The 18,645-nt window shown below is 46.7% G+C and carries 16 protein-coding genes; 6 read left to right on the top strand and 10 right to left on the bottom strand.

The annotated features are described in order from the left end of the window. Positions 1-9: 9 nt before the first annotated feature. A complete protein-coding gene (locus tag ACTHQF_RS12650) occupies positions 10-3,180 on the top strand; it encodes a SusC/RagA family TonB-linked outer membrane protein (protein WP_440430584.1) in 3,171 nt (1,056 codons plus the stop codon). Positions 3,181-3,190: 10 nt separating this feature from the next. Beyond that, positions 3,191-4,666 carry a RagB/SusD family nutrient uptake outer membrane protein gene (locus ACTHQF_RS12645; RefSeq protein ID WP_440430583.1) on the top strand — a complete coding sequence of 492 codons (1,476 nt, stop codon included), beginning with the start codon at positions 3,191-3,193 and terminating at the stop codon, positions 4,664-4,666. A gap of 66 nt (positions 4,667-4,732) precedes the next feature. On the opposite strand, the gene ACTHQF_RS12640 is transcribed toward ACTHQF_RS12645, so the two are convergent. Next, the gene (locus tag ACTHQF_RS12640) at positions 4,733-4,921 is read right to left on the bottom strand and encodes a hypothetical protein (RefSeq protein WP_440430582.1); all 189 of its coding nucleotides are present in this window, start codon (positions 4,919-4,921) and stop codon (positions 4,733-4,735) included. Positions 4,922-4,934: 13 nt separating this feature from the next. After that, positions 4,935-5,144: a DUF2945 domain-containing protein gene (locus ACTHQF_RS12635; protein ID WP_440430581.1), complete on the bottom strand. Its 210-nt coding sequence runs from the start codon at positions 5,142-5,144 to the stop codon at positions 4,935-4,937. Between the two features lie 197 nt (positions 5,145-5,341). Here ACTHQF_RS12635 and ACTHQF_RS12630 point away from each other — a divergent pair, with 197 nt between their 5' ends. Both ACTHQF_RS12630 and ACTHQF_RS12625 read left to right on the top strand, forming a co-directional pair. Beyond that, positions 5,342-5,776: a hypothetical protein gene (locus ACTHQF_RS12630; protein WP_440430580.1), complete on the top strand. Its 435-nt coding sequence runs from the start codon at positions 5,342-5,344 to the stop codon at positions 5,774-5,776. Between the two features lie 84 nt (positions 5,777-5,860). After that, positions 5,861-7,114 carry a PQQ-dependent sugar dehydrogenase gene (locus ACTHQF_RS12625; RefSeq protein ID WP_440430579.1) on the top strand — a complete coding sequence of 418 codons (1,254 nt, stop codon included), beginning with the start codon at positions 5,861-5,863 and terminating at the stop codon, positions 7,112-7,114. A 59-nt stretch (positions 7,115-7,173) separates the two neighbouring features. Here ACTHQF_RS12625 and ACTHQF_RS12620 read toward each other — a convergent pair whose 3' ends face one another. The 4 genes from ACTHQF_RS12620 to ACTHQF_RS12605 form a co-directional block, all read right to left on the bottom strand. Further along, positions 7,174-8,949, bottom strand: coding sequence for a thiamine pyrophosphate-requiring protein (locus tag ACTHQF_RS12620; RefSeq protein ID WP_440430578.1), 1,776 nt, complete (start codon positions 8,947-8,949; stop codon positions 7,174-7,176). Between the two features lie 63 nt (positions 8,950-9,012). Beyond that, positions 9,013-11,238 (bottom strand): xanthine dehydrogenase family protein molybdopterin-binding subunit, encoded by a 2,226-nt coding sequence (locus ACTHQF_RS12615; RefSeq protein ID WP_440430577.1) that lies wholly within the window; start codon positions 11,236-11,238, stop codon positions 9,013-9,015. Further along, positions 11,235-12,233: an FAD binding domain-containing protein gene (locus tag ACTHQF_RS12610; protein WP_440430576.1), complete on the bottom strand. Its 999-nt coding sequence runs from the start codon at positions 12,231-12,233 to the stop codon at positions 11,235-11,237. Before ACTHQF_RS12610 ends, ACTHQF_RS12615 begins: the two co-directional genes overlap by 4 nt. Then, positions 12,230-12,739: a (2Fe-2S)-binding protein gene (locus tag ACTHQF_RS12605; RefSeq protein ID WP_440430575.1), complete on the bottom strand. Its 510-nt coding sequence runs from the start codon at positions 12,737-12,739 to the stop codon at positions 12,230-12,232. The genes ACTHQF_RS12610 and ACTHQF_RS12605 overlap by 4 nt, the downstream gene beginning before the upstream one ends. A 174-nt stretch (positions 12,740-12,913) precedes the next feature. Between ACTHQF_RS12605 and ACTHQF_RS12600 the strand changes: the two genes are divergently transcribed. Together ACTHQF_RS12600 and ACTHQF_RS12595 are read left to right on the top strand one after the other, a co-directional pair. Next, positions 12,914-13,624, top strand: a complete 711-nt coding sequence (locus ACTHQF_RS12600) for an SDR family oxidoreductase (RefSeq protein ID WP_440430574.1) — start codon at positions 12,914-12,916, stop codon at positions 13,622-13,624. 87 nt (positions 13,625-13,711) lie between these two features. Beyond that, a complete protein-coding gene (locus ACTHQF_RS12595) occupies positions 13,712-14,941 on the top strand; it encodes a BamA/TamA family outer membrane protein (RefSeq protein WP_440430573.1) in 1,230 nt (409 codons plus the stop codon). A gap of 114 nt (positions 14,942-15,055) precedes the next feature. On the opposite strand, the gene ACTHQF_RS12590 is transcribed toward ACTHQF_RS12595, so the two are convergent. From ACTHQF_RS12590 to ACTHQF_RS12575, 4 genes are all read right to left on the bottom strand, one after another. After that, positions 15,056-15,424, bottom strand: coding sequence for a hypothetical protein (locus tag ACTHQF_RS12590; RefSeq protein WP_440430572.1), 369 nt, complete (start codon positions 15,422-15,424; stop codon positions 15,056-15,058). Positions 15,425-16,185: 761 nt separating this feature from the next. Next, the gene (gene moaCB / locus ACTHQF_RS12585) at positions 16,186-17,091 is read right to left on the bottom strand and encodes a bifunctional molybdenum cofactor biosynthesis protein MoaC/MoaB (RefSeq protein ID WP_440430571.1); all 906 of its coding nucleotides are present in this window, start codon (positions 17,089-17,091) and stop codon (positions 16,186-16,188) included. Between the two features lie 3 nt (positions 17,092-17,094). Further along, positions 17,095-17,538: a molybdenum cofactor biosynthesis protein MoaE gene (locus ACTHQF_RS12580; RefSeq protein WP_440430570.1), complete on the bottom strand. Its 444-nt coding sequence runs from the start codon at positions 17,536-17,538 to the stop codon at positions 17,095-17,097. Between the two features lie 6 nt (positions 17,539-17,544). Beyond that, on the bottom strand, positions 17,545-18,645 hold the full coding sequence (locus tag ACTHQF_RS12575; protein WP_440430569.1) for a ThiF family adenylyltransferase: 1,101 nt from the start codon (positions 18,643-18,645) through the stop codon (positions 17,545-17,547).

Raw genomic sequence — 18,645 nt, 5'->3', positions numbered from 1 at the left:
AATCACTTTATGAAACAAAAACTACTCGCAATTCTGGGAATTTTGGTATTCATAGGCTCATTTACCTATGCTCAAACCAGAACAATCTCAGGAAAAGTTGTTGGAAAAGATGATGGACTACCTATTCCAGGGGTCAGCATTAGAGTTGTAGGTGCACAAACCGGCACCCAGACGAGCTCAGATGGCACGTACACGATCAAGGCTGCGCCCGGCGCCTCACTCACCTTTAGCTCTATCGGTTATAATACCGTAACGCTAAAGCCTGGATCTGGCCCGCTGAATGTGACTTTAGAAGGTACAGCAAATTTACTCAGCGATGTTGTTGTTATTGGTTACGGAACACAGAAACGTAGCGACAACATTGGAAGCATCGGCTCCATCAAAGGTACCGAAGTGGCTCAGCAACCGGTACAGAACATTCAGCAATCGCTGGGCGGACGCATTGCCGGTGCCCAGGTTAGTAACCCAAGTGGGTTGATGAACTCCACGCCTGTAATCCGAATCAGGGGTACAAACTCTATTTCGTACAACTCCCAGCCACTTTACGTTGTAGACGGTGTACCAGTATATAGCGGCAATGAAAACGGAGGTACTGCAGCATCAGCCAGCCCCTTGAGCAGTATTAACCCCGAGGACATTGAAAGCGTTGATATCGCGAAAGATGCTGCTGCTACAGCAATTTACGGTAGTAGGGCTGCTAACGGTGTCGTTTTTATCACAACCAAACGAGGAAAACTGGGAAAAGCTGTTGTAAGTCTGGACGCATGGACCGGTATGAGCAAAAACTTCAACTTACCTGAACTATTAGATGCCAACCAATATACAGGCATCAAAAATGAAGGCCTGAGGAACGCCGGAATTTACAATGATGATCCCGCTACGCCTAATGCAAACCGTTTTTACGCCACCTATACGGATCCAAATGGCAACCTGGTAAACACCAATTGGCTGGATTATATTTATCGCACCGGTACATCATACAATACCTCTGCAAGTATTTCCGGAGCAAATCACTATACCAATTATTATGTTTCCGCAAACTGGAGCAACCAGGAAGGTCTGCTTGCAGGCAACTCTTTCGAGCGAAAAGGAATCCTTGCCAACGTTGATCATAAGCTCAGTAAGTACGTGACGGTTGGAACGAAGATTAACTATTCAAATTCACAAAACTATGCGGCTACCGGCTCTGGTTCAGCAGGCGGAGATGCATTCAGTATTACCGGGCTCGGCCGCATCGGACTGGTACTTCCACCGAACGTGAGTCCTTATAATAGTGATGGTTCTTACAATCTGAATGGAAATGCCTTAGGGGTAGGTGCGAACAGAGGCATTGGTGTTAGTTATTATAACATCGTACCACTGCTAGATCTCAACCGCTCGAATAATGAGCTGAACCAGGTAAATTCAAATGTTTACATCCAGATAAAGCCATTTGCCGGCTTAATCTTCAAAAGCCAGTATGGCATTGACTATCTATTCAGAGATATCGACACCTATGCGAACCCTTTACAAGGTGATGGAAACCCGAATGCTTCAGCTACCGGCACCTTTGCAAAAAACAAATCCTGGGTATGGAACAACACTTTGCAATATGATCGCAGCTTTGCTGAAGTCCATAACTTGAGCGTGTTGGTAGGTAACGAACAGAACAGACTCACCACAAGAGGATTCGGTATTAACAGAACCGTTATTTCCGATCCTGCATTTGACGTTATTCAGGCAGGTTATAGCACCAATACAGCCTCTGGGATGCTTTATACCGACAGCTATATTGCCTCTTTCTTCGGTCGTTTGAACTACGATTTTGATAAAAAATACTTCTTGAGCGCTACCATCAGGCAAGATGAGGCTTCGCAGTTCGGTCTTGACAACAAGCGCGGATATTTTCCTGGAGGTGCCGTTGCCTGGGAAGTTGCCCGCGAGGAATTCTGGAAGTCCATCAACGCTGAAAAGATCTTTAGCAGCTTTAAACTACGAGCCAGTTATGGTAAAGTAGGTAACAATAGCCTCGGTGCTTATGACTCCTATGGATTATACTCTACCGGACTTTATAACGGAAATGGAACCTTGTTCTTCAATCAAACTGGGAATCCGAACCTACAATGGGAAAATATCAAGACGCTGGATCTTGGAGCCAACATTGGTTTTTTCAACAACCGCCTTACACTCGAGGCGACTTACTACAAGAAAAACATCGACGATCTGATCTTACAGGTACCAATAGCACCTTCCTCAGGCTTGCCAAGCAGGCCATCTGTAAATATCGGATCCATGTTTAACCGGGGTGTGGAACTTGCCCTGAATGCAGAAGCAGTAAGAACAAACAACTTCTCCTGGTCACCTTCATTCAACATCACATTCAACCATAATGAAGTTACTTCACTTGCTGAAGGGGTAACAAGACTTACAACAGCAACCTCAGGAAGTGAAACCACCAACATTACCGAGGTTGGCCACCCGATCGGAAACCTATATATCGTGCGTACGGACGGTGTTGATCCGGCAACTGGAAGAAGGATATTCCTTGATGCACAAGGCCGTCAGGTGCTCTATCAGCACGTTGTACCACAGGCTGATGGTGTGCCTAGCGGTTTCCAATGGGAGTACGCTGACGGTACCAGAGCACCTGCAATTACCCAAAGTGCCGATGCCGTAAACTACAAGCAGACGGCACCGAAGGCATACGGTGGATTTAACAACACCTTTACCTTCAAGGGTTTTGACCTAAACGTGCTGTTGACCTATCAGCTTGGCGGATGGACCTATTACGGAACCAATGCAGGACTGCGTGACCAACGCTTCTGGAACAACTCCACCGACATCCTAAACCGCTGGACAAGCCCTGGGCAGCAAACAAATATTCCTAAGCTTTACGCAAATGACAACGTTTCGAACGGATCATCAATGCCGATTTCGGAAAACGTATTTAAAAGTGATTTCCTGAAAGTAAAAAGCATGAGCTTTGGTTATACTTTGCCAAAAACCCTGGTGAGTAAACTGGGCATGTCAAACCTCAGGTTCTATGTAAGTGGCTACAATCTATTCACCTTCACAGACTACCCGGGGCCAGATCCTGAGGTTTCATCAAACGGTGCGGCTTCGAATACCGCACAAGGTGTAGATAGAAATACCGCCGGAAATCAGCGCACCATAACCGGTGGATTCAGTGTTAAGTTTTAATAAAGAGAAAATGAAAAAGACATATCTTGTAATATTGGGGATGGGGCTAATGCTAAATACCTCCTGTCAGAAGGATCTACTGTATCCAGAGTCTGAGACCCAGGTTTCCGACCAAAATCAGCAACCATTCAGCACAGCCGCACGTATCCAGAGCCAAGCACTTGCCCTTTATGGCCGATTACGGAACGGACAATTTCTAGGCGGCAGGTTTCAGGTCTATAACGATGTAAAAGCTGAAAACTGGATCAATTATTCCAACAACCAGATCACAGCATCAAACACCTGGAGCCAGAATGTGAACACCACGAGCGATGAGGTACAGAACGTCTGGGCACAGGCTTACAGAGCCATTAACGACGCCAATCTCTTCATTGAGGGTATGGATGCCAGCGGCACCGCACTTGTGGGGGCCACTGAAGGCGGGCACTACGTAGCCGAAGCCAAATTCGTCAGGGCGCTTTCCTACTACTGTTTACTGCAGCTTTATGCCCGCCCCTATGCTGACGCAAATGGCAGCAGACCTGGAGTACCCCTACGCCTAACAGGGCAGTCATCCTACAAGGATTTTAGCATCGCAAGAAGCTCAGTGGCTGAAGTATACGCTCAAATTCTTAAAGACCTGAATGAAGCGGAGGCAGCAGCTCCGTTAACTTATACCGATGCTGTAACCAATGTTACACGCACACACCGCAATGCCATTATCGCACTTAAAACCCGGGTATTGCTAACCATGGGCAATTATCAGGAGGTTATTACAGAAGCAAATAAGATCGTGAGCCCATCTGCCCCCTTTACCGCTGCAGGCGGCACACTTGGTGGTGGCGTAAACTTTGCATTACAGCCGAACATTGTAAATGTATTCAGAACGCCATACACCACAACGGAATCCGTTTTTTCACTGCCATTTAACGCAACAACGGAAACACCCGGCGGACAGAATGCCTTGGCGCACTACTTCTTTCAGAATGGTAGTACGCCCGGTCTGGCAGAGTTTTACCTCAATCCCGCGGGTGTGATCAGCGACCCGAACTGGACGGCAACGGATCAACGAAGAACAGCGCTACTTTTTAAAAATGGCGACCGCACCTTCCTGACGAAGTTCAACACACCGAGTCCGTATCCAGATTATGCTCCTGTGATGCGTTATGCTGAAGTGTTGCTGAACCTGGCGGAAGCAAGGGCGCGTTTAAACGGCGTAGATGCACAGGCAATTGCATTGCTGAATGCCGTGCGGGGCCGCTCAGATGCATCAACCGTTTTCACTAGCGCAAGCTTCAGCAACGGAACCGCATTGGTAAATGCGATCCTGCAGGAAAGGAATATTGAATTCTTAGGAGAGGGACTTCGAAATATTGACCTGATGCGCACCTTAAGCGACATTCCTGGAAAAGGAACGGTGCCTGCGGTACCAACTACAGATCCAAGGTACATCTGGCCAATTTCAGGTGAAGAGTTACTATACAACTCACTGATTACAGACAACTAACACTTAAATTAAAAAGCGACCAGTCTCACAAGGACTGGTCGCTTTTTTTATCAACGTCGTACAGCGCTAAATGCTATTTTGCTGCTTTTTAGTGGTATTCTTACTGCTGCCGCCGCCCGATTCATCTTTAGTGTGCTTCATGTTCTTGCCACTCACACTTGGCGCACCTTTTTGCTTACTTTGTTGGCTTTCGCCTTTTTCGCTGGTCTTTGTGCCGTCAACTCCATGCTGGGCACTGTTCCTTTGTGTACTCATAATCGTTCAGGTTTTATTTATCAGGTTTAAGTTCCGATTCAGATTTAAGCACCTTCTTCCCTGCTTCCATAGATATTTCATAAGCAGGGTTATCTTTTGATGCATTCCTTTTTACGGCTGTGCCTTTGATCGTCTTTTTTACCGGCTCAACATGCTTTTTCTCGATGGTTCCAGAAGCCTGGGACTTACCCCAGTTCCACTCTACCTTATCTCCTTTTTTCATAGCTAGGTTTTTCAGACCTTCCGCAAGATGTTTGCCAGAAGACCAGCCATCAAGCATAAAATTGAAATTAACACCACAGCCTAGCACCTGTTTATCAGCCGATTGAAAAGAATTACAAACACGAGCGCCCGACTGCTGTTAAGTATTACAGACGGTGTTCGCACAGGTCTGATAGTTAACTTGTAAAAAGAAAAGATATGTTTGATCAAATTCTAAATGTTGTAAAAGAACAAATGGCTAATCACCCACAAGCGGCGGCAGCCATTCCCGCAGATAAGGCAGATGATGTACACAAAGAAGTGGCCAGCCACATTGAGCAAGGGCTGAAGGGGCAAGCCTCCTCTTCAGGCGGAATCGGCGGCCTGCTTTGGGGTTTAACCGGAGCTGCAGGTTCTGGAAATCCACTAACCGGTGCAATAGAAGGCGGACTGGTATCCTCACTAGCTAGTAAGTTTGGTCTTCCACCTGCTGTAGCTGGAGCAATTGCCGGCGCCTTACCTGGAATTCTTCAGAAGTTTGCTCAAAAAGCAACCGACCCGGGTGATAAAAGCGTAAACCTGGAGTCCATTACCAAAAGTCTGGGCGGTGGCGGACTGGCTGGCGGACTGGGAAACATCCTGGGGAAATTCTAGTTTTTTCAAAAGCCTTACAGAACGTAAGGCTTTTTTTCTATTTTCATCACCGATATTTAAATCTGTTAAATTTAATCGAGTTCTATGATCACCAATCACATCAAAGCACTACTTGTTGGAGCAGCCCTGGTAGCAGCAATCCCAGCATGCAAGAGCGGTTCTGACCATACCGAAACCGCTGGCGAAGAAAGCCCTATGCCAGACAGCACCTATGCACCGGTAGAAACCAAAGAACCAAATAGTAAATATAAACCGGCTTTTGAAGGTCAAACCCGGGCCCCTGGGGTAAAAACAAAAACCCCCATCAACATCACCGTACTCACTTCAGAATTAGACCACCCTTGGGGTATTGTTAACCTGCCGGATGGGCGATTCCTCGTGACCGAGAAAACAGGTACGATGAGAATCTTAACGGCAGATGGTAAACCGCAGAAAAAAATCACCGGACTTCCTGAGGTAAATTCCGAAGGGCAAGGCGGACTGCAGGACGTCAACATCGACCCTCAATTTGCAAGCAACCGTCTCGTTTACTGGACGTTCTCAGAAAAGAACCCAGGGGGAAATCTTGCTGCAGTTGCTAAAGGAAAACTATCTGCAGATGAAACCAAGATTGAAGACATCAAAGTAATATACAGGGTAACACCTGCATTTGACGGCACCCTGCACTACGGCTCACGTATTGTATTCGATAAAGAAGGCAACATCTTTCTAAGTGCTGGTGAGCGTTCTTCAACTGAAACACGCGAGCAGGCTCAGCAACTTAACTCCTCATTGGGTAAAATCATTCATATCACCACGGAGGGTAAAGCGGTGCCAAACGGTCCATTTGCGAGCACCTCAAATGCAAGGCCTGAAATCTATTCTTACGGCCACCGTAATCCAAATGGACTGGCATTTAATCCAGCGACGGGTGATCTGTGGGAATCGGAGTTTGGTCCCCGTGGTGGTGATGAGATCAACATCATTCGCCCAGGCAAGAACTACGGATGGCCAGTGATCACCTACGGAATTGAATATGCGGGAGGTAAAGTTCTTACCGGTATTCAGCAGAAGGAAGGCATGGAGCAGCCAGTTTACTACTGGGATCCGGTGCTTTCACCCGCCGGCATTACTTTTTACAACAGCGATGTCATCCCCGAGTGGAAAAACAACCTTTTTGTGGGCGGCTTAAGCAGTATGCACATCGCGCGCCTGGTTATCAAAGATGACAAAGTGGTTGGCGAAGAGCGTTTACTGGCTGACGAGGGGCAACGTTTCCGAGCCCTGACCGTAGGTAAAGATGGCGCGCTGTATGCCGTTACCGACGCAGGAAGACTATATAAAGTGTCTAAAAAATAAGCTGTTTTTTCAGCACGTAAAAAGAGGGTGTATTAACATACACCCTCTTTTTTTATAAACTATAAGCTGGTTCCGCCCTGCATCATATCTCTGATACTCTGCCGAACAAGCTTGGTCGACTCCGGGTCTCCTTTAAGCATTGCCTTACTAAAATTCATCAGTTGTTCCTTTATCAAATGTGGTGGGGAGATCGGAACATTACCGTCAACAACAAAATCCAGTACGGTCGGACGATCTGCATGAAAAGCTTCTTTTAGCGCAGCCTCAATGCCTTCAGGCCTTTCAATCCTTATACCCTTTAATCCAAGTAATTCAGCAAACCTGGAATATGGCACATCCGGAATGTCCTGCGAAGCTTCAAACTTAGGTTCCCCCGCCAGCATCCGCTGCTCCCAGGTAACCATATTCAAATCTCGGTTGTTCAACACAATGATCAGGAAGACCGGGTTCGCCCAAGTTTCCCAATATTTGGATATGGTTATTAACTCGTTCATGCCCAGCATCTGCATCGCACCATCACCAACGATCGCAATTGGCACACGGTCCGGATAAGCAAATTTAGCCGCAACCGCATAGGGCACAGCCGGACACATGGTGGCCAGGTTTCCCGATAGTGAAGCAAGCATACCGGCTCTGATCTTGATATTCCTGGCATACCAGAACGCCGAAGTACCGGAATCTGCAGTAAGAATGCAGTTGTCTGGCAGCATCGGTGATAATTCCTGCAGAATCAACTGTGGATTAATTGGGTCCGCCGACTGGTTAGCGCGGTCATCTACCGTCTGCCACCAATCCGATATGTTCTTTTCGACTGTTTGCCGCCAGCTTCGGTCTTCCTTCCGTTTCAGCATCGGAATCAGCGCCTGTAAAGTTTCCTTACTATGCCCTAAAAGGTTTACCTCCATAGGATATCTGATGCTGAGCATCCGACCATCAACATCGATCTGTACACCCCTGGCATTCCCTGGTTCAGGCAGGTATTCCGCATAAGGAAAACTGCTCCCGATCATCAGCAACGTATCACAGCCATCCATAAGTTCCCAGCTCGCCTTGGTACCCAACATCCCGATTGCGCCGGTAACATATGGTAGATCATCAGGCAATACCGCCTTTCCGAGTAAAGCCTTTGCTACCCCAGCGCCGAGAAGCTCCGCAATTTGCTTAACCTCCTCCGCAGCGCCGAAAGCACCTGCTCCGATCAGAATAGCAACCCTCTGCCCGGCATTCAGGATCTCTGCCGCCGCCTGAAGTTCCTTTTCCGCAGGCAATAGCCTACTGCCGGAATGCCCAAGACCAGAAACGACATTTCCGTGCTGCCTCGATGGTTCCGCTACGGCATCCTCCTCCTGCACATCGTTCGGAATTATTACACAGGTCACGGTGCGGGAAGCCTTAGCAATGCGGAAAGCACGGTCAATAACCTGCCTCACCTGCGTGGGATCAGTTACCATCTGCACATACTCGGAAGCAACATCCTTGAAAACGGACACCAGATCTATTTCCTGCTGATAACTACTGCCGAGCGCACTACGTTTTTGCTGCCCTACAATCGCAACCACCGGTTGATGATCAAGTTTGGCATCGTATAGACCATTTAATAAATGTATGGCCCCTGGTCCGGAAGTCGCAAGACACACACCCACTTCACCAGTAAACTTTGCATGAGCACAGGCCATAAAGGCCGCCATCTCCTCATGGCGTGTCTGAATGAACTTTATCTGCTCAAAACGGTTAAGCGCCCCCAGTAAACCGTTTATTCCGTCTCCCGGATAGCCGAAAATACTTTTTACGTTCCATTCTGAAAGGCGCTGAACAACAAAATCACTTACATTCATATTGTACTTTTTTAAAGTTAATCTATCGCATTTTTCAAGAAAATGAGCGCCCTTCCACAAAGGTCAAAGGAGCAGCTTGTCGAGCGTAAAAGGTAAATCGCGCAACCGCTTACCAGTTGCATTAAAGATGGCACTGGAAACCGCCGCAGGCACACCCACGATCCCAATTTCACCCAATCCTTTTACCCCGAGCGGATTAACGACATCATCCTGCTCTTCCACAAAGATCACGTCAATATCATGAACGTCTGCATTTACCGCCACGTGATATTCTGCCAGATCATGGTTGATGAAGCGGCCATATTGCTTGTCCATCACAGAATCCTCTTCAAGAGCCATACTAATACCCCATACTACCCCGCCGAGCACCTGACTCCTAGCTGTCTTGGGATTCAGGATCCGACCGGCAGCAACGCCCACAACAACCCTGCTCACCTGTACACTTCCCAGCTCTGCATCCACCTTTACCTCCACAAACACGGCCGAATGCGTGTACTTGCCAAACTGGCTTTGCTTTGGATTGGGAACTGAAGCTGTCTCGAACTCCAGGACATTCAATAATCTTTGCTTCATCAACTCCGTTATAGAGATTGCAACCGCAGGATTGTCCTTCAAGCTCATCATCCCATCAGAGAAAACCACCTCATCATCTTTTGCGCCCTTAAAGCCAGACTTCGGCAGCTTACCTGCTTCCTTTATCAGTGTGGATTTGATGCCCTCACAAACAGCAAGTACAGCAGGTCCAACCGAACTTGCGGTCCAGGAGCCACCCTGAAGCGGCGCCATTGGCAGATCAGAATCACCAAGCAGGAATTCAACCTGCTCAAGTGGAAGACCTAAGGTTTCCGCGGCAATTTGTGTCATCACGGTATAGGTCCCCGTGCCGATGTCTGCTGTGCCGCAGCGCACCTGGAGCTTGCCGTCTGGAGATAATTGCGCTTTCGCCATTACGGGCTGCTGTTGCGCCTCCCACACGCCAGTAGCTAGGCCATAACCAACTAGGTTATTGCCCTCACGTAGCTGCCCAGGCAGCGAACGCCGCTTATCCCAACCAAACTTCGCCGCCGCCAGGCGGTAACATGCCTCCAACTCCTTACTCGAGAAGGGCAGCTTTTCATTTTGCTCCGCATTTGCATAGTTCAAGAGGCGGAATTCAAGCGGATCTATCCCGACCTTACAGGCGAGTTCATCAATAGCAGTTTCAAAGGCAAATACACCCGTCGCACCACCAGGCGCACGCATATCCAGTGGTGTATAGGTATCGAGTTTCAGCAGCTTATAGCTAAGATCCACATCGGGACAGTCATACAACATTCCAGACCAGTTGACCACATTTTCCGTATAATTCTCGAACATGGAGGTTTCGGCAATGGCCTGGTGTTTAATACCCAGTAATTTGCCCTCGATAGAAGCACCTAAGGTAATAAGCTGGTTTGTCATTGGACGATGGCCAAAGGAAAACATTTGCTGGCGGGTAAGCACAACACGTACGGAACGCTTGAGTGATTTCGCAGCCATAAAAGCCATAAACAACTGGTATTGCGGACGTAGGCCAGAACCAAAAGCACCACCGATAAAGGGCGCTTTCACATGCACCTCCTCCTTTGACAAGCCAAACACATTGGTAATATATTGCTGTGAATTGAACACACCCTGTGTTTTATCGTACACGGTATATCCGCCGTCTTGCTGCACCACGACCGTGCTTGCATGCAGCTCAAGTGGATTATGGTGCTCCGCAGGATGAAAGTAAGCCCCTTCAATAACCACGTCTGCTTTCTTCAAAGCCTTGGAGGCATTGCCTCTGGGCTTCGGCGGCTTCCAGCCACTTTTTCCTTTTTTCGCTTCGAATGCTTTATCTTCATTCGCCATGAAGTCTACATCAAATTCATCCGCCTTATAGGTAATCTCAACGAGTGATGCAGCATATCGTGCGAGTTCAAAACTTTTCGCAACAACGAGTGCTACAGGCTGCATGTTAAATTGAATCTCTGCACTATAAAATGGCCTGAAGGGTGAGCCAGGTGGCTGATCCTCATCTTTGTAACTCCGGTCGAACCATGGCAGACTCGTTCTGTGCTCATGACTAAATACCTGAAGCACACCTTCCATCTGCAAGGCCTTCGAGGCATCAATGGACACGATCTTACCCTTCGCTATGGTAGATGATACCACTACGCCAAAACAAAGGTCTTCTGCATGGTATTCTGCCGCGTACTTGGCTTCACCCCTAACCTTAAGCTCACCATCCACCCGGTTTATTGCTGCTCCTATGTAGTTTGTCTTCATGGTTCTTTTTGCTTATTTACAGCTTGTTCCAGCGCACGAATAACGGCCCGTCTGGCAAGCGCAATCTTGAAATCATTATGTCCATAACCCACTGCACCTGCAAGCAACAGCTCCGCCGCAGCTAAGAAACTCTCGGAAACGGCAGGCTTGCCTTCCAGCATCGTCTCCACTTCCGGCATCCGCCAGGGTTTTTGCGCAACGCCGCCAAGTGCAATCCGCGCTTTGATGATGTTGTTTTGCGCATCAAGCTCAAGCGCTGCAGCTACCGAGACCAGCGCGAAAGCGTATGAGGGCCGGTCACGCAGCTTCAAATAAGTATAATGCTTTGAAAACCCAGAGGGCGGTAGTTTTATTGAAGTGATGATTTCATCTGCCCCTAGGTGATTATCAATATGGGGTTCATCGCCTGGAAGGCGGTAGAATGATGTTATCGGAATTTCGCGTTCCGTGTCGGGACCAGAAACACAGATTGTCGCATCTAAGGCAGTCAACGCTACAGCCATGTCTGAAGGATGCACCGCAATACAATGTTCCGATGCACCAAGAATGGCATGCATCCGATTATAACCATTGATGGCCGAGCATCCGGAACCAGGCTCCCGTTTATTGCATGCAGTACTCGTGTCATAAAAATAGTAACACCTGGTGCGTTGCAGTAGATTTCCGCCGTTGGTTGCCATGTTCCTCAGCTGGGCGGATGCTGCAGACAACATGGCCTCTGAAAGTAAAGGATATTGGTCAACTACACTTTCGTGATAAGCCGTATCTGCGTTGGTAACCAGCGCGCCGAGCCTCAAGCCACCATCCGCTTCAGCTGTAATGGCCTTGAAGCCGATATGGTTTACATCCACCAGATGATCTGGTTTCAGCACATTAACCTTCATTAGATCCAGCAGGTTCGTCCCACCTGCAATGAACTTTGCATTGCTGTTGGTGCTGAGCTGATGCAAAGCATCTTTTACGTTCTGTGCACGTGTATAGGTGATCCGGTTCATATGCCACCCTCCTTATTGATACCCATAACTTCAGCGATGGCTGCATTGATGTTGGTATAGGCTGCACAACGGCAAATGTTCCCACTCATCAAATCCTGTATATCTTCCATGTGCTTCGCGTGTCCCTCGTTCATCAAACCAATAGCTGAACAAAGTTGCCCCGGCGTGCAGTATCCACACTGAAAAGCATCATGGTCAATAAATGCCTGTTGCAATGGATGAAGGTCCTTCCCTTGGGCCAACCCTTCTATGGTTGTAATCTCCGCACCATCACGCATGATGGCCAGCGTTAAACATGAATTGATTCGTTTACCATCAACTAAAACTGTACATGCACCACACTGCCCATGATCACATCCTTTTTTGGTACCCGTTAAGCCAAGGTGATCACGAAGCGCATCCAGCAGACTCACCCAAGGCGCAATCTTCAATGAACACGGCTTTCCATTTATAGTTAACTGAATGTCTTGCTGTTGTGCATTATTTTCCGATCTCAAATTTTCCATGAAGCCTGGTTTATCTTAAATAAACTGTAGCTTTTCTCTTTTGTTTACAGAATTTTTTCTTCCGCTTTCAACCAGGATAACTGCAGCTCATAGTTCCCCAACAGTATATCGACCACAGGTCCGCCTGAACTGTACATCCTAAAACTTTAAAGCACCTGTGACCGTTATACAGTCATGGAAAAGCAGAACAACAAAGTGATCCTGATCACCGGGGGAAGTAAAGGTATCGGGTTTGGTGTCGCAGAAGCACTATTAAAACAAGGGCATCAAGTTGCCATTACCAGCCGTTCGCAAGAAGCTGCCGACAAAGCAGTTGAACAGCTAAAGGCATCAGGCGACATCATTGGCCTTGCGGCAGATGTAAAAAGCCTGCAGTCACAGCAACAAGCTGTGCAAAAAGTGATTGAGCGCTGGGGCAAACTGGATGTGCTCATCGCGAACGCCGGAGTGGGCCACTTCGCGCCAATCGATGAGTTGGACGAAACGTTATGGCAAGAGACCATCGATACCAACTTAACGGGTGTATTCTACAGCGTTAAAGCAGCCGTAGAGCATATTAAATCCGCACAAGGTTACATTTTCACCATCTCCAGCTTAGCGGGCACCAACTTCTTCGCCGGTGGCGCAGCATATAATGCCAGCAAGTTCGGCCTCACCGGATTCAGCCAGGCAATGATGCTGGATCTGCGAAAATATAATGTAAAGGTAAGCACCATCATGCCGGGCTCCGTTGCAACACATTTCAATGAGCATGAGCCGGATCAGGAGAAAGATGCCTGGAAAATTCAACCTGAAGATATTGGAAAGTTAATTGTCGACATGCTGAATATGCATGAAAGAACACTTCCAAGTAAAATCGAGATCAGGCCTACCCTGCCGAAATAGAGAAAAGCCCTTAAAGTTGGCATTTGTTTAACTTTTTGGGCTTTTTGCTGTTTAATAGATACCGGCCAAGAAGGCCGCATAACGCACATGAAATTAGGCTACAGGTTAATCATCTACATTCTGCTGTTTTCCCCGGCAATAAGCGTTGCACAGAATGCAAATACCATTATTCCTCCAAAGGAACAAGAACTAAAAGATACCGCAAGGCAAACAGATCTGATCGACATTGGTAAGGCATTTTTCAAAATCAAGCCAAAGAGAATAGAAGCCAGATCCGATAAACGGGTCACCTTTTCCTTTCTGCCATTCGGAACTAACGTGCCAGGTGGTACCGGCCGTGCCTTGGTCACCAGCACCACTGCCGGTATCTATTTCGGTCCACGCAGCACGACCAACATCTCTACCGCCTCATTTGCACCATACTGGAACTTAGGTGCGCGGTTCGGCTTACCATTAAGAACAAGTATCTGGTTACCGGAGAACACCTGGACCATACAGGGTGATACGCGCTTTTTAGTCTACCCACAGTTTACCTGGGGTTTGGGTAATGGGCAGGACGATCGAAGATCCTTTGTAAATTACAAGTACATCAGGTTCTATCAAACAGCCTTAAAAAGGATTAAGCCTTATTTATATGCTGGTTTGGGCTACAACCTGGATTACCATTTCAACATCAACAGTGATGAACCCAACATTGAACTCCCTGAATTCACCAACTACGCTTATGGAACTGACGGGAACTCCTTTGCTTCGGGTCTAAGCTTGAACTTGCTGTATGATACCAGAAATAATGCAATTAACCCATTACCAGGGGCCTATTTCAATGCGGTATACCGGATCAACCCTACCTTTCTGGGCAGCAACCAGGACTGGCGATCACTATATCTTGACGCCAGAAAATACGTGTACATGAATCCGAACAAGAAGAATCAGCAGAACACCTTAGCCTTCTGGTCATATTTCTGGACAGTGTTTGAAGGCAATGCACCTTACCTGGATCTTCCAAGCATAGGCTGGGATCCAAACAACCGTTCAGGAAGAGGCATAGACCAAAACAGATACCGCGGCAAAAGCCTGATGTACCTGGAATCAGAATATCGACGGGATATCACCAACAACGGTCTGCTGGGCTTTGTCGTATTTGCAAACGCAACAACTGTTAGTGGAAGTGGCAACTTCTTGACGTCATGGCACCCTGCCGCTGGCACTGGTCTCCGAATTAAGTTTAACAAAGCATCAAACACCAATATCGGCATCGATTATGGTGTAAGTAAGGGATTCAGCTCGATATTTCTAAATCTTGGTGAAGCGTTCTAAAAACAGCGGAGCAGGGGAAAAAATTAGGTTACGAAAAATGCCTTCAGTATAAACATATAGATCGTCTATACTGAAGGCAATGTCAGCCCGAAAGCCGGATTATTCCTCTGCTGTTTAAGCTACTTCCAGCTGATTTACAGCGGCTTCTTCGAAAGCCTTTAACGCAATTTCAAAAGCTGCAAGTTCTGCCGCGTCTTCAATCTGCATGCAGTTTTCTACAAGGTCAGCGCCCCCGAACTTATCTTTTACCAAACAAATAAACTTCGCCAGTTCTGCTTTCCTGGTGAGGTTCGCCTCAACGTATAATATTTTTTCCGAAGGACATTGTGTAGAAAGCTCCCGCAGGGAAGATTTCAGCTCATGACGGTCATGTCCCACTAATAATACTCGGTTATATTGATGTAAAAGGTTTTTAGCAGCATTCATGCCTTGTGTCGAACTCCCGTTCAATACAACAGCTAGTGTGTTTTTTTCTAAAATCATGTTATTACGATTTGTTCATTGTCAACCAATAGAACAAAGGTATGTGTTAACTACTTGCATATTAAAGTATTTACCGTAATCATTACAGATTAATTACAAATAGATGACAATCGCAAACGTACTTTCCTCTTAATAGAAAGTAAATAACACAGGCTCAATTCAGGTGTTTTTAAAGCCGGGTTAATGAATTAAAAGGAAGAAAAAAGAATTACCCCAAGAGTAAATAATGGGAATCGGATAGGTTATTTTAAAGAAAATAATGATAATTTTTGAGCAGTCTGTTTGGTTAGTTGAAGATTTACCTGTAGTTTTAAAAAAGAAAGGGTTGCTCCATCCAGACACATCCCTTTTCTAACCAAATATAAACCTGTATGAACGGGTTAACTTTTAAATCTCTTGCATAAGCGATCGCTGAAATGCTTCGTCTTTTTATTGCTTCAATTTTGTATTCGTATCTCCAACCTGAAAGTTGTTGGGCTTGCCTTTAAACTCCAGGCCTTTGCTGTTGTTTAACAATACAAATATATATAATAATTGTTAGTGTACCATATACACTTACAATTATTTACAAAGATTTAACACAATATTAACATAGATCGATCTAAAAACCAAATCCGAAGGAGTAATTACCTACAAAAACAACCATTTACATGCTTAAAGATCCATATAACGGGATTTTAAGCAGCAGAAAACACCTAATTTCCGGTGATATTGCTTAAATACCAACTAAACAATCCCGAAAATGTCAAAAACAACAAAATTTAGTGCGGATCTCCATTATTTAAGGCAAAAACATGCAGAATAGCCGGAAATAATGAATCCATATATTCTCTTACCGCATTTGCCGAGCCTGGGAATGTCATCACTAAAGTTTGCTTAATGAACCCTGCTACACCTCTTGAAAGCATCGCATAAGGTGTTCTTTGCTGGCCATAGCCTCGGGCACTTTCCATTAATCCTTGGATTTCGCGATCTATCAATGGCTTTATGGCTTCCGGTGTAACGTCCCTGGCCGACAAGCCAGTACCCCCGGTCAAGATAACCATATCGAATTCGCGGTCAACAAACCTCAGCGCCATTGCCTGTATTTGTTCTACTTCGTCCGCAACAATTTCATAGGCCGCACATTCCAGCTGATACTTTGAAAGTGCCGAAACAATGAATTTTCCAGCAGTATCTTGTTTTTCTCCTCTGGAGACGCGGTCAGAGCAGACGACTACAGCGACTTTCAAGGCTAAGCTTGCGGGTTTTAAATCCGACTTCCCGCCCGACTTCTGCTCCAGTCGTACTTGTTCAATTACAACACCTTTATCTATCGGCTTCAGCATATCATACATCACCAATGCTGCAACAGATGCACCGTGCATGGCCTCAACTTCAACGCCTGTTTTATAAATGGTATGCACCTCTACCCTAATCACGATATCCAGATCTGAAATGGTATAGGTAATTGAAGCGAATTCAATAGGTAAGGGATGGCAATCGGGAATAACATCACTTGTTTTCTTGATTCCAAGTAAACCCGCTGCCCTTGCAAACTCAAATACATCGCCTTTCGGTACCCGCCGTTGTTCCAGGGCCGCAATTGTTTCCAGACTTGATGTGCGCACCTTGGCTGTTGCCACCGCCTTTCGGAGGGTGGAATTCTTATGTGTAATGTCTACCATACTTTAACGATTCGTTTTCCAGACGTAGCTTTCATCTTCAAATATTTCCTTACCCCAAACCGGCAATTCCGCTTTGATCAGTTCCACGACTGCTGTACATGCATCAATGGCAAACTTCCGGTGTTTCGAGGAAGTGAATACAAACAGGCAAATCTCACCTGCTGCCACCCTGCCCAGGCTATGGTAAACGTGCATACAGGTCAGGTCGTACTTCGCGAAGATGCTCTTCCTGATCTCATACATCTTCTCCAAAGCCATTTCCTTATAACTGGTATAGTCAATGGCAGCCACGTTGCGGCCCAGCAGCTCATCTGCCCGCACCTGCCCCAGGAAAATGCTGTGTGCGCCAATAGTCGTTTTACTGCTATGCTTTTGAATGCTCTCCCCCACAAATGCGGCGGAAATTGCGCCCTCGACAAAGATGTCCTTGATTTTTCTATCCTTCATATATTTCTATAGATTGAGAATACCGCCTTTAAGACTGTAAACTTCCTGATGCGTTTTTAGCTTTTCTTTGATCAGTGCTGCTGCCTGCATACTTCTTTTTCCGGATTGACAGAAAACCAGGATCTTAGATTCCTTGAATTCCGGGGTATCTCGCAGCAGTGCAGAAAGTGGAATCTGTACATGCTCGAAGTCTGCCTCCGGATATTCGCCAAACTCTCTAACATCAATAACCCGGACGTCCGCCTGTTCCGCAATTTCTTCGAATCTGTCAGGCTCGAGTTCCTCAACTGCTGTAGGTGTTACATTACAAAGCCACTCATAGTTGGTATTGACGAATGCTTCCCTTGTTTGCGGTGCAGCCTGCAGCGTGTTTTTTCCAGGCGTTAACTGGACCGTGTAGCTTTCAGCGTCCAGTGACTGGTAGATCAGCAATCTGTTGACGAGTGGTTTTCCAAGGCCAGTGATCAATTTGATCACTTCAGTAGCCTGCATCACCCCCATTGTACCCGGTAATATGCCCAACACACCAGCTTCATTGCAATCTGGGGCATCTTCAGCAGCGGGAGGACTTTCAAACAGATCCCGATAATTGGTCTTTACACCTTTTTGATCAGCAACGTTAAACACGGCAAGCTGCCCTTCATACTGGAATACGGCAGCAAATACAAGTGGTTTATCCAATAGCACGCAGGCATCATTAATGAGGTACCTTGAAGCAAAGTTGTCCGTACCATCTACGATAATGTCATACGCACTGAAAAGCGACAGGGCGTTGCTCGTATCTACCCTGAACAGATAAGGAATGATCCGGATATGTGGATTTAGTTCCAACAGCCGGGCAGCAGCAATACTTGCTTTCTGCTGTCCCACATCCGCGGCTTTATAGATCACCTGTCTTTGCAGGTTGCTAAGCGAAACAACATCATCATCAACAATTCCGATCTGCCCAATGCCTGCCGCAGCAAGATACTGCAATGCCGGGCAGCCTAAGCCTCCCGCACCGATAACCAGCACCTTTGCGGCCAGGAGTTTTTGCTGTGCCGCAGCTCCAAAACCCTTTAACAGAAGATGACGGCTATATCGTTCTTTATAAGCTTGCTCTTCCAT

Source organism: Pedobacter sp. SAFR-022 (assembly GCF_051965375.1).
Taxonomy (GTDB): domain Bacteria; phylum Bacteroidota; class Bacteroidia; order Sphingobacteriales; family Sphingobacteriaceae; genus Pedobacter.
This window is presented reverse-complemented; position numbering and strand designations above follow the sequence as displayed.

Excerpts from the sequence above, each read along its gene's own strand:
- ACTHQF_RS12650 (WP_440430584.1), top strand. The coding sequence starts at position 10 with ATGAAACAAAAACTACTCGCAATTCTGGGAATTTTGGTATTCATAGGC.
- ACTHQF_RS12645 (WP_440430583.1), top strand. The coding sequence starts at position 3,191 with ATGAAAAAGACATATCTTGTAATATTGGGGATGGGGCTAATGCTAAAT.
- ACTHQF_RS12640 (WP_440430582.1), bottom strand. The coding sequence starts at position 4,921 with ATGAGTACACAAAGGAACAGTGCCCAGCATGGAGTTGACGGCACAAAG.
- ACTHQF_RS12635 (WP_440430581.1), bottom strand. The coding sequence starts at position 5,144 with ATGAAAAAAGGAGATAAGGTAGAGTGGAACTGGGGTAAGTCCCAGGCT.
- ACTHQF_RS12630 (WP_440430580.1), top strand. The coding sequence starts at position 5,342 with ATGTTTGATCAAATTCTAAATGTTGTAAAAGAACAAATGGCTAATCAC.
- ACTHQF_RS12625 (WP_440430579.1), top strand. The coding sequence starts at position 5,861 with ATGATCACCAATCACATCAAAGCACTACTTGTTGGAGCAGCCCTGGTA.
- ACTHQF_RS12620 (WP_440430578.1), bottom strand. The coding sequence starts at position 8,949 with ATGAATGTAAGTGATTTTGTTGTTCAGCGCCTTTCAGAATGGAACGTA.
- ACTHQF_RS12615 (WP_440430577.1), bottom strand. The coding sequence starts at position 11,238 with ATGAAGACAAACTACATAGGAGCAGCAATAAACCGGGTGGATGGTGAG.
- ACTHQF_RS12610 (WP_440430576.1), bottom strand. The coding sequence starts at position 12,233 with ATGAACCGGATCACCTATACACGTGCACAGAACGTAAAAGATGCTTTG.
- ACTHQF_RS12605 (WP_440430575.1), bottom strand. The coding sequence starts at position 12,739 with ATGGAAAATTTGAGATCGGAAAATAATGCACAACAGCAAGACATTCAG.
- ACTHQF_RS12600 (WP_440430574.1), top strand. The coding sequence starts at position 12,914 with ATGGAAAAGCAGAACAACAAAGTGATCCTGATCACCGGGGGAAGTAAA.
- ACTHQF_RS12595 (WP_440430573.1), top strand. The coding sequence starts at position 13,712 with ATGAAATTAGGCTACAGGTTAATCATCTACATTCTGCTGTTTTCCCCG.
- ACTHQF_RS12590 (WP_440430572.1), bottom strand. The coding sequence starts at position 15,424 with ATGATTTTAGAAAAAAACACACTAGCTGTTGTATTGAACGGGAGTTCG.
- moaCB (WP_440430571.1), bottom strand. The coding sequence starts at position 17,091 with ATGGTAGACATTACACATAAGAATTCCACCCTCCGAAAGGCGGTGGCA.
- ACTHQF_RS12580 (WP_440430570.1), bottom strand. The coding sequence starts at position 17,538 with ATGAAGGATAGAAAAATCAAGGACATCTTTGTCGAGGGCGCAATTTCC.
- ACTHQF_RS12575 (WP_440430569.1), bottom strand. The coding sequence starts at position 18,645 with ATGGAAGAGCAAGCTTATAAAGAACGATATAGCCGTCATCTTCTGTTA.